The sequence below is a fragment of the Leifsonia sp. A12D58 genome (genome assembly GCF_047530025.1).
GTDB lineage: Bacteria > Actinomycetota > Actinomycetes > Actinomycetales > Microbacteriaceae > Cryobacterium.
Genome location: NZ_JBLJAT010000006.1, coordinates 21073 through 32252, shown reverse-complemented (window position 1 = coordinate 32252; position 11180 = coordinate 21073). Strand labels below are relative to the sequence as shown.

Genomic DNA, 11180 nt, shown 5'->3' with positions numbered 1-11180 from the left:
ACATACCGATGACGATGACCCCGGAGCAGGCCAGGCGCTTTGCCGATGTCTTCGAGCACTTGGTGCGCGGCGTCGAAGAGGTGCTGCTGGGGAAGGAACACGTCATCCGGCTGGCGTTCACCGCGCTGCTGAGCGAAGGACACCTGCTGCTTGAAGATGTTCCAGGCACAGGCAAGACCTCCTTGGCCAGAGCGATGGCGCAGAGCGTGCACGGGAGCAATAGCCGTGTGCAGTTCACCCCTGACCTGCTGCCTGGCGACATCACCGGCGTCAGCATCTACGACCAGCGCAGTGGTGCATTCGAATATCACCGTGGACCGATCTTCGCGAACATCGTGCTGGCGGATGAGATCAACCGGGCAAGTCCGAAGACCCAGGCCGCCCTGCTCGAGGTCATGGAAGAAGGTCAGGTCACCGCCGATGGGGTGACCCATCAGGTGTCACTGCCGTTCATGGTGATCGCGACGCAGAACCCGATCGAGCAGGCGGGAACGTATCGGCTCCCTGAAGCACAGCTCGACCGTTTCATCATGAAGGCGTCGATCGGTTACCCCGACCACGCGTCGACGATCCGCATCCTCGAGGGCGCAGGACACCGTGCCCACGACAACGTCGTGCAGGCCGTCATTTCCGCCGAATCGATCGTTGAGCTGGCTGCACTGGCGCGCAGCGTTTTCGTAGATTCGAGCATCAACGACTACGTCGCCCGATTGGTCGAAGCAACCCGTACCGCGCCTGAGGTGAGGCTTGGCGCCAGTGTGCGCGGCGCTCTTGCTCTCATCCGTGCGTCCAAGACCCTTGCGGCCTCCCATGGCCGACACTATGTGATCCCGGATGACGTCAAAGCGCTCGCTCTCTCCGTGCTCGCACACCGGTTGATGCTCGATCCCGAAGCCGAGTTCGATGGGGTCACGACGTCAAGCGTCATCGCGCAGATCTTGATCGAGACACCTCCGCCCGGAGACAGGCAGCCCGTGTGAGTGTAACTAACGCAACGCGATCAGACGGGGCGCTCGCAGATGCCATCGTCTGGAGCGTTCAAGCGTGGCGAGCCGTCGTCAGGGTTGTGCGAACAGTCGCATCCGCCGTCGGGTCAGTCGTCACGCCGCTGGGCTGGGGCATGGTCTGCACTGTCGTCGTCAGTTTCATCGTCGGATACTCGCTGGGTTGGGCCGAGCTCATCACCATCGCCTGGGCCGGCCTCGTCGTCGTGGGAGCGACACTGTTGTACCTGATCGGTCGGAATGCCTACGAGATCCATTTGCTGATGCCGACAACCAGAGTCGTCGTCGGCGAGCGGGTACCTGGTCAGGTTGTGGTGGGAAATCCGAGCAAGCGTCGCCTGCCCGGAATCAGCGTCGAGGTGCAGATCGGCGAAGGGATGGCAGTGTTCCCGCTGCCCGCGCTCAGGCGAGGCAGCGAGCACGACGACGTCTTCGTGGTGCCGACCAAGCGACGTGGAGTCATCCCGATCGGTCCAGTGCGCACTGTACGAGGCGACCCGATCGGCCTCTTTCGCGCCGAGCACGTCTGGGAAGAGAAGGTCGAGTTGTACGTGCACCCCACGACGATCTCGATCCCGAGCCTGAGTACCGGTTTCGTGCGCGACCTCGAGGGTATTCCGACGAAAGACCTGACAAACAGTGACATTTCGTTCCACGCGCTGCGTGAGTACGCGCCGGGTGACGAGCGTCGCAACATCCACTGGAAGAGCTCGGCCAAGACCGGGACCTTCATGGTCCGCCAGTTCGAAGAAACGAGACGTAGCCACTTGATGGTGGTGCTGAGCCTGTCGGAGCGCGACTTCGCAACCGACGATGAATTCGAAATGGCGGTGAGCGTGGCCGGATCGCTCGGCGTACGTGCGATCCATGATGCTAGGACTGTCTCGATGGTCGTCAGCCAGCTCACTCCCGAGTTCGCCAAACGCCGGGTATACGCGATGCGCAGCCTCAGCACGATCTCGCGGGTGCGCCTGCTCGACGAGCTCAGCATTGTGGATCAGACATCCGCTGCCCTTCCGCTGACCGAGCTGGCCAAGGTTGCAGCAGACAGCGTGATTGGTATTTCAGTGGTCTTCCTGGTGTGCGGCTCGACCTGCACGCTCGCCGAACTGCGGGCGGCAGCCACCCGCTATGCTGCCGGCGTAGACGTGATTGCCGTCATCTGTGACCCAGAAGTCGTGCCGAGCATCCGCAGGGTCGGAGACCTCAGCATCCTCACCATCGGCTTCCTGGAAGACCTGCAGAAGATCCTGGCCAGGGCGGCGGCAGCGTGAGCGGGCGTCGGAGCCAGATGAGAGCGTCGTCACGGAGACAACGCAACTGGCGTTTCATCCTCGGTAATACTGTCTCGCTTGCTGTGACGGTGGTCATCGCGTCGACCACCCTGTGGCCGGTGTACCAAAGCTCCGCCTTCGTCGTGATGGTGATAGCCACGATCATTCTCGGTTCGACGATCGCGATCATTGGGGCTATCTTCCGGTGGCCATCGTGGGCGATGATGCTGTCGACAGTCGGAATATTCCTGGTCGCAGGGGTGCCGCTGGCGGTACCTGGCCAGAGCATCACCGGCGTGCTGCCCAGCGCAGCCGGCCTGGGCGAGCTGATGGTCTCAAGCGTGCTCGGCTGGAAACAGCTGGTCACGATCGTGTTGCCTGTCGGTGACTACCAGGCGCTCCTGGTGCCTGCGTTCATCATGGTGCTGCTTGCCACAGTGATCGGGCTGAGCACCGCGCTGCGCGCTCGCACCTCTGAGCTGGCGGTGCTCGCACCGATCGCACTGTTCGTCGGAGGCATCGCACTCGGCCCCGCGGTTCCGTCTGCCCCGATCGAGCTCGGGATCGGGATTTTCGTCAGCGTTCTCTCGTGGCTGTTGTGGCTACGGTGGTACCGCAGGCGTGACAGCATCCGTCTGGTCGGAGCTCAAGCGCCCGTGTCGTCTGAATCGGCTTTCGATCGACGAATGAACGCGATGCGCGGCCTGGCAAGTGCAGCGATCATCGTTGCCATCGCGATCGCCGCGGGTACCGCCGCCGCGATCGCAGCACCGGCATCGGTGCCACGTGATGTGGCCAGGGCCAGGGTGCAACAGCCGTTCGATCCGCGCGACTACACAAGTCCGCTCAGCGAGTTTCGAGGGTACCTGCAGGCGGATGTCAGGGACGCCGAGCTGCTCCGTGTCACCGGGCTCCCCGATTCAGGACGACTCAGGCTTGCTGCGCTGGATACGTATGACGGCATCGTCTTCTCTGTCGGTAACGGAAACCACGACAGTTCGTCGAATTCGTTCACACGTCTCCCGTTCCGGCTCGATCAGAGTGGCGTCGATGGCGAGGGAGTATCGATCAGTGTGCAGGTCGACGGCTATTCGGGGGTCTGGGTACCGGGAACTGGAGCACTCGAACGCATCACGTTCACCGGGGACACATCAACGGCGCGGAACGATGCATTCTTTTACAACGACAACAGCAGCACGGGAGCGGTGCTCGGCGGGCTCCGACAGGGCGATTCGTACACCGCCCAATCTGTCGTTCCCCGCGAGATCGATACGCTCGACTCGCTGCTGCCAGGCAATGCCGTGCTGCCACCGATGGACGTCGTTCCGGATGAACTGACCCAGACTCTGGCGCGCTGGGTGAGCGAGAGCGACCCGGCCGGAGAGCAACTGGCGTCGATGCTTGCGAATCTTCGGTCGGAGGGCTACATCAGCCACGGGATCGATCCGGATGAGCCGACCAGCCGATCGGGTCACGGTGCTGATCGCATCACTCAGCTCCTCACCGATCGACCGATGGTGGGCGACGCCGAGCAATACGCCGTGACTGCGGCCTTGATGGCCAGAACCATCGGCTTTCCGGCGCGCGTCGTGATGGGATTTATTCCGCAGGCGAACTCAACAGCAGTTGGCGGGGCTGCAACAGTGACGGGGTCTGACGTGTCTGCCTGGATCGAGGTGCAGGAGTCGGGCGGGAGCTGGGTAACCGTCGATCCGAACCCCGATGTGCGGGATATTCCTGAGAAGCAACCAGACGCTCCTACCGAGGTTTCTCGACCGCAATCGGTGGTTCCGCCGCCCCTGGAAGAACCGAAATCACCGGAAATCCCGGCGCAACCGGAAAGCAGCGAGCAGGAACCGGCGCCTACTCCCAACCAGTTCTTGGCAATTCTCGGGACGGTGCTGAAGATCGCCGGGTGGAGCGTACTTGCGCTCACACTGCTGCTCTCACCGTTCATCGCCATCATTGTCGGTAAGCTCCGTCGGCGAAAGCTGCGCTCGCACGCGGCTACGCCTGAGGAACGGATCGCGGGCGGTTGGCGGGAATTCGCCGACCGCGTCGTCGATACCGGAGTTGACGTTCCCGTCGCGGCCACCCGTACCGAATTCGCCGAACACGTGGGAGGGATGCGTCCGTTGGTGCTCGCATCGTTCGTGGATCGCGCAGTTTTCGCTCCCGGTGAGCCGTCAGTCGACGACGCCGATCGGGTATGGAAAGCTGTGGGAGAGCTCGATGACGAGATGACTGCCAAGCTCAACAGGAGACAGCGCATCACTGCGCTCGTCTCACTGCGCTCGTTTGGCCGTTACGCTGGTCGTGCGGCACAAGGAGGACAACAGGCGTGAACTGTCAGATTTGCGGAGCCGAACTCCCCGAAGGTGCGATGTTCTGCGGCGAGTGCGGAAGCTCGACGACAGCGACCGCTGCAACACGGAAACGTCAGGATCCTCGCCCGGCAGACACCACGATCATCCACCCGCTTCCACGCACACCGGGGGTGGTTTCAGTTCCCGTCGCCGTGGCCTCTGGCACTGCCAAGGTGCCGGTCGAGACCGCTGAGCAGGTGCAGGATGAGCGCGCCGCCGCCGCCGCGCACTTCGTTCCGGGCGCGGCGAAGGGTGCCGGTGCAACGTCTGACGCATCCGCATCCGTTACCGCATATGCCCCAGGTGCGCCTGCCATGGCCCGGTCCGACTCCGAACCGCAAGCTGAGGCCCCTCGTGCTCCGCAGGCACCTCAGCCAACTGTGCGTTTTGTGCTGCAGTTCAGCACGGGCGAGACAGTCGTCGTGCACGGCACTGGGCTGATCGGTCGCCGCCCTCTGCCTCAGCCTGCAGAGCACTACGACCATTTGATTCAGATCGCAGATGTCGGGATGTCGGTGTCGAAGACACACCTTGAATTCGGCCAGCACGACGGTGAGTTCTGGATCAGTGATCGCTTCTCTGGCAACGGAACGGCGATTCGTCGGCCCGATGAGGCTGCACATCGCTGCGAACCTGGCCGTCGATACCTGGTGCCCCGTGGCTCGCGCGTCGAGATGGCCGACCAGTTCTTCATGGTCATCTGAATCGAGTGTGCGCGGCCTGATGGGTCGAGTCCTTACCAACCGCGACTCTGGCTGGAGGGGCCACTGAAGAGTCGATGAACCACCGAGAGTGACGATCCTCTGCTGATCTGTCTGAGTGATCGAAACAAGCGCTGTCGTGCGCATCCCAGAACGCCCCATACCTCAGCAGCGGGCTGTTTTTCCCGTCATCGCGACCGTGGCTCCCATGCTGCTGTCCGTCGTCATGTGGGTCATCACCGGATCGGCGTACATGTTGCTGTTCGCGGCCCTGGGCCCGGTGATTGCCCTGTCGACGCTGTTCGATTCTCACCGCGGCATCCGCAAGGCTCGAGCGGCTGCTGAGTCCCAGTTCAACGCTGACACTGCTGCAGCACTGGCGAAAATCGCGGTGCTACACGCCGAGCAACGACAGGCCGGCTGGGCGTTAACACCGTCAGTGGCGCTGATCGCCGACGCCGCTATCGAGTCCACAATGGCTGGAGCTGCAGCGGATGCCACGAGGGCTACTGCGCCGTATGCACACGACTGGGCGTCGAGCGCCGTGCCGTCGAGTGCACTGCAGCTGAGTGCAACGCTGTCCCGATGGCAGCGCGAAGCGACACCGGTAGTGGCTTTGGGCATGGGAACTGTGCCAAGCGACGTTCGCATCGAGTCCTCCGGCTTGACGGGCCTGCCCGATTCTCCTGACCAGTGGTCCGGAGAGAATGGGCTGGCGCTTGCGGCACGCGGTTGCCCTGGGGCGCCAGTTGTTGCATCCGCTGCGAGCGGCATCGGACTCGTCGGTCCACTGGCGCTGACCGTGCCGTTCGCGCGCGGATTGGTGTTGCAGCTGGCGCATCGGATGCATCCGACGACGTTGGTCATCGACGGCTGCATGATCGATCAATGGGGGTGGATGCGAGAACTGCCCCATGCCGCCGGGAGAGCATCCCCTGCTGCGGTTTTCGAACTTGTGGTCAGTGAGGAGACCGCGAACGAGGGCCGGGTAGTCGGTCGTGGACACGGCGGGTCCGGCGAGATCCTCATCGCTGTCGCCGAATCGAGCGGCGCGCTTCCTCCGGGCTGCGCGACGATCGTCAGGGTGGAAGCGCCCCAGATCGCACAGGTGCTGCGTTCGCCGGAACAGAGGGCCGGCCTGCACTTTAAGCCTGAACTCGTCTCGCTCAGCCAAGCCCGTCAGATCACGCGCAGGCTGTCGGTCGCGGCTGGCGACCTCGGTCTGACGCGACGGGCCACACAGCTGCCCCACCAGGTGTCGCTTGACGATCTGTGGACCGGTACCCAGGCGACGATAGCGGACCAGCGACTGCAGCCAATGCGGCCGTTATTGTCGCTACGGTGTCCGATCGGCATCGATGCTGACGGGGTGACGTTCGTTGATCTCATTGAGCACGGCCCGCACGCCATTGTGGGCGGCACAACGGGCAGCGGCAAGAGCGAATTGCTGGTGACCTGGGTCGTCGCCATGGCCGCCGAGTTCCCTGCATCCGCTCTCACCTTCCTGCTCGTCGATTTCAAGGGCGGGGCGACGTTCGACGCGCTCAGTCGGCTGCCGCACTGCGTGGGGCTGATCACCGACCTCAATGTCCGCGAGGCGCAGAGGGCGCTCGAGAGCCTGCGGGCCGAGATTCGATACCGAGAAGAGGCGCTCAGATCGCTCGGTGCCAGAGATATCGCCGACCAGACCGGATCGCTACCCAGGCTGGTGATTGTCGTGGATGAGTTTCAGGCCATGCTCGACGCGTTTCCAGCGTTGCATGCAGTTTTTCTTGATGTCGCGGCGCGAGGCCGGTCGCTCGGCATCCACTTGATACTGTGCACGCAGCGACCGGCCGGCGTCGTGCGCGACGCACTGCTGGCGAACTGCAGCCTGAGGCTCTCACTTCGAGTGAATAATCGGGCAGACAGCATCGCGGTGCTGGGCACGGGTGACGCGGCCGACATCGAGGCCGCTCACGCCGGGCGCTGCCTTATCGCCGCCGGCGAGTCAGTGGTGCTGTGTCAGGTTGCGGTGACGGGGCAATCGCGGATAGAGCGGATCGCCGGTTTCGGCGGGGCTGACGACCACGCACCACGGCGACCGTGGCTCGACCCGTTGCCGGACAGGGTCGAACGCGCCGATCTCGATGGCGTCGGGGTTGTGGGAGCCGAAACGAGGGAGACTGAACTGCTGCTTGGTCTCGCTGACGACCCGGGGCATCAGCGTTATAGGGTCGCGATGTATGACCCTGTTGCCGATGGGTCGCTGCTTGTTGTGGGAAAACATCACTCAGGGCGGACAAGCCTGATCGCGTTGCTGGCCAGTCAATCGGGGTCGGCACTTGGCTGCACGGTGATCCCGCCGGACGCTGAAGCCGTCTGGGATGCACTGGCGGCTGCCGTGCTCCGCATCGAGCGCGCGCAGTTCGGTCGACGCAGGCATGGGGCGCCAACCGTGTTGCTGTTCGACGACTTCGACGCCGTCTGCGCTTCCTGGGGAGTCGAACATCAGGAGAGTGCCCTTGAGATGCTGGGGGATGTCCTGCGTCGGGGCCCAGGCGTCGGCCTGTACTGCGTTGTCGCGAGTGCGCAGCTGATGCCGGGACTGCAGCGCATCAGGTCGCTCATTCCGAGCACGCTGCTGCTGGGCATGGGCAGCGCGGCCGAGCATGTGGCATTCGGCGGACCCGGTGCGTTGTACGACGACGATATGCCGCCAGGGGGAGGGTTCTGGCGGGGCCTCCGAACCCAGCTTCTCACTCAGGCGCGTGCAGCGATAACTGCGCTCGCGTCCCGGGCGACCGCAGAAACGGAAACGGATGGCGCGGCGGTGATACCGATTCGGCTGGCCGAGCACCCTACCCTCGTCGTGGTGTCTGGTCGGCCAGGTGCGACCGGCGAATTCCTGCATGCCCACCGTGCGGCTGGCACGACGATCATCGATGTGGGCGCGGCGGAGCACCAGCTGAAACGTCGGCCGGTACGCGAACTCGATCCAGAGGCGCTCGACGTCTCGAGTTCAGCGGTGATGAGCGAAATCCTGGTGGGCGACATGGAGGCGTGGCAAGCGCTGTGGCCGCTGTTCATCTCGCTCAGGCGACACGCTCTTGTCGTGCTTGAACACTGCAGTCTGGCCGACTATCGATTCATCTCCCGCAGCCGAACGCTGCCGCCCTATCTCTCACCCGGACGAGGTCACGTCTGGGTGATTGGCCCTGACGGCGACACACAGCGCGGTGTCTTTGTGTGAGCAAGCGGCGGTGACTCAGTTCAGGTGTCAGGTCAGCACATCCGCAATGGTCCGATGCTCCAGCCCATGAGCCGCAGCGACCGCGAGATTGGTCACGGAGCCGTCGAAGGTATTGAGGCCGAGTGCCAACGCGGCATCGGTCTTGAGTGCGTCTCGCCAGCCTTGATTTGCCAGCGCGCGCACATACGGCAGGGTCGCGTTGGTGAGAGCGTATGTCGACGTGTTGGGCACGGCGCCCGGCATGTTTGCCACGCAGTAGAACAGGGAGTTGTGCACGGTGAATGTCGGGTCGGCGTGCGTTGTCGGATGCGTGTCTTCAAAGCAGCCGCCCTGATCCACAGCTATATCAACGAGCACGCTGCCTGGTTGCATCCGGGAGACCATCTCGTTGGTCACGAGCTTGGGCGCCTTCGCGCCGGGGATCAGTACCGAGCCGATCACCAGATCGGCGTCGACGACTGCTTTATCGATCTCGAAGCTGTTGGATGCGATCGTCTTCACCCGTCCGAAGTACTGCGCATCGAGGTCGCGCAATCTGAACAGGTTGGTGTCGAGCACCGTCACCTCCGCGCCGAGTCCGAGTGACACCTGCATCGCGGCGGTGCCGGCAACACCGCCGCCGAGCACGACGATCTTCGCGGGATGCGTACCGGGCACGCCGGGCACCAGCAGGCCGGGGCCACCGTTCGGCTTCAGCATGGCGTTCGCGCCGACGATGGGGGCGAGCCGCCCAGCTACTTCGCTCATCGGCGCGAGCAGCGGTAGAGCACGAGTGGGCAACTGCACAGTCTCGTACGCGATGGATGTCATGTGGCTCGCCAGCAGGGCTTGGGTCAACGCGGCTTCGGCGGCAAGGTGCAGATAGGTGAAGATCACCAGGTCGGACCGGAAATAGCCGTATTCGCTACTGATCGGCTCCTTGACCTTGAGCAGGAGTTCAGCGATGGCCCAGACCTCGTCGGCAGTCGGCAGAATTCGAGCACCGGCCGCCGCGTAGCTCGCGTCGGTGATCGACGAGCCGGTACCCGCACCTGACTGGAGGTAGACCTCGTGGCCCTGTGTAACGAGGTCGTGCACTCCGGCCGGGGTGATCGCTACGCGGAACTCGTTGTTCTTGATTTCGGTGGGTACTGCGATCTTCATTTCGCTCCTCACACAGGGGGTGGACCTCGTCGTCCGTGGTGTCAGCCTACCGCCGTAGAACGGCTGTTTTCGAGGGTGAATGTTGCGTACATGTACTGAATTCGTTACAAGTGATGGCCGAAAGTATCGATTTAGCCATTTTTACTGTGGCAGGCCGCTGATTGTGCAAGTATCAATCCACTCGCACTGCCCGAAATGCCGCCGGGACCCTGGCCCGGCCTCGTTCACGCAAGGAGATCCACACGATGTCGCACCGGCCCATGCCCGCAGACCCGATGATCCAGCAGCTGATCCGCCAAGCACAACGTGCACAGATGGGCCGACGTACTTTGCTGGCCGGCGCTGGTGCTGGCGCGGCGGCGCTCGCGCTCGCTGCGTGTTCAACCGGTGGTGCCTCCGCCAAGCCGACCGCAGCGGCAGACAAGTCAGCATCGGACAAGACTCTGAACTGGGACAACTGGGCCCTGTACATCGACATCGACGACGCCGGAAACTACCCGACGCTCGACGCATTCACCGAGCAGACCGGCATCAAAGTCAAGTACACCGAAGCTGTCGACGACAACAACACGTACTACGGCAAGGTCAAGGACCAGCTGGCACTCGGCCAGGACATCGGTGCCGACACCGTCTGCCTCACTGACTGGATGGTGGGCCGTCTCATCCGCTTTGGCTACGTGCAGGAGCTTGACCACGCGAACATCCCGAACCTCGCCAACCTCACTCCCACTCTGGTCGATGTCGACTTCGACCCTGGCCGCACGATGTCGGTGCCGTGGCAGGGCGGGTTCGCCGGCATCTGCTGGAACAAGGAGAAACTACCTGGCGGTCTGGCCTCGGTCGAAGACCTGTGGGATCCATCGTTGAAGGGCCGGGTCGGTGTGCTCTCCGAGATGCGCGACACGATGGGCCTCTTGATGCTCGACGCCGGCGTCGACATCTCGGGGGACTGGACAGACGATGACTACAACGCTGCGATCGACGTGCTGCAGAAGCAGGTCAGCGACGGCCAGATCCGCAACATCAAGGGCAACTCGTACAAAGAAGACCTCGTCAACGAGGACACCCTGGCCGCGATCGTCTGGTCGGGCGACATCACCCAGCTGAACGCAGAGAACGGCGACAAGTGGGAGTTCATCGTGCCGGAAAAGGGCGGAACCCTCTGGAACGACAACTTCGTCGTACCGATCGGTTCACAGCGTAAGGCCAACGCAGAAGCGTTGATCAACTATTACTACGAACCAGAGGTCGCAGCAGAAGTCGCCGCGTACGTGAACTACATCACGCCGGTTGTCGGTGCGAAGGAAGCCGCGATGGCTATCGATCCTGAGCTCGCGAACAACCAGCTCATCTTCCCCGACGACGCAACGCTGGCCAAAGCTCAGGTCTTCCGTTCGTTGACCGGCCCCGAGGAGCAGAAATACGACGCGGCGTTCCAGAGCATCCTGTTGGGGGCCTAG

General features: G+C 63.2%; 7 protein-coding genes. 6 read left to right on the top strand and 1 reads right to left on the bottom strand.

Annotated elements, in window-relative coordinates; translation table 11 throughout:
* Positions 1–8 precede the first annotated feature (8 nt).
* The 5 genes from ACMT3I_RS13635 (at position 9) to ACMT3I_RS13615 (ending at position 8577) form a co-directional block, all read left to right on the top strand.
* Positions 9–980: an AAA family ATPase gene (locus tag ACMT3I_RS13635; protein ID WP_414805193.1), complete on the top strand. Its 972-nt coding sequence runs from the start codon at positions 9–11 to the stop codon at positions 978–980.
* Positions 977–2278, top strand: a complete 1302-nt coding sequence (locus ACMT3I_RS13630) for a DUF58 domain-containing protein (protein ID WP_414805058.1) — start codon at positions 977–979, stop codon at positions 2276–2278. Before ACMT3I_RS13635 ends, ACMT3I_RS13630 begins: the two co-directional genes overlap by 4 nt.
* 17 nt (positions 2279–2295) lie before the next feature.
* Positions 2296–4623 carry a transglutaminase domain-containing protein gene (locus ACMT3I_RS13625; protein ID WP_414805057.1) on the top strand — a complete coding sequence of 776 codons (2328 nt, stop codon included), beginning with the start codon at positions 2296–2298 and terminating at the stop codon, positions 4621–4623.
* Positions 4620–5348 (top strand): FHA domain-containing protein, encoded by a 729-nt coding sequence (locus ACMT3I_RS13620; protein ID WP_414805056.1) that lies wholly within the window; start codon positions 4620–4622, stop codon positions 5346–5348. Before ACMT3I_RS13625 ends, ACMT3I_RS13620 begins: the two co-directional genes overlap by 4 nt.
* A gap of 115 nt (positions 5349–5463) precedes the next feature.
* Positions 5464–8577 (top strand): FtsK/SpoIIIE domain-containing protein, encoded by a 3114-nt coding sequence (locus ACMT3I_RS13615; RefSeq protein ID WP_414805055.1) that lies wholly within the window; start codon positions 5464–5466, stop codon positions 8575–8577.
* Positions 8578–8604: 27 nt separating this feature from the next.
* On the opposite strand, the gene ald is transcribed toward ACMT3I_RS13615, so the two are convergent.
* Positions 8605–9720, bottom strand: a complete 1116-nt coding sequence (ald, locus tag ACMT3I_RS13610) for an alanine dehydrogenase (RefSeq protein WP_414805054.1) — start codon at positions 9718–9720, stop codon at positions 8605–8607.
* Between the two features lie 245 nt (positions 9721–9965).
* On the opposite strand from ald, the gene ACMT3I_RS13605 reads away from it, so the two are divergent.
* Positions 9966–11180, top strand: a complete 1215-nt coding sequence (locus ACMT3I_RS13605) for an ABC transporter substrate-binding protein (protein ID WP_414805053.1) — start codon at positions 9966–9968, stop codon at positions 11178–11180.

What these genes read in the sequence shown, in the direction of transcription:
- ACMT3I_RS13635 (WP_414805193.1), top strand. Translation starts at nt 9, where the DNA reads ATGACGATGACCCCGGAGCAGGCCAGGCGCTTTGCCGATGTCTTCGAG.
- ACMT3I_RS13605 (WP_414805053.1), top strand. Translation starts at nt 9,966, where the DNA reads ATGTCGCACCGGCCCATGCCCGCAGACCCGATGATCCAGCAGCTGATC.
- ACMT3I_RS13625 (WP_414805057.1), top strand. Translation starts at nt 2,296, where the DNA reads ATGAGAGCGTCGTCACGGAGACAACGCAACTGGCGTTTCATCCTCGGT.
- ald (WP_414805054.1), bottom strand. Translation starts at nt 9,720, where the DNA reads ATGAAGATCGCAGTACCCACCGAAATCAAGAACAACGAGTTCCGCGTA.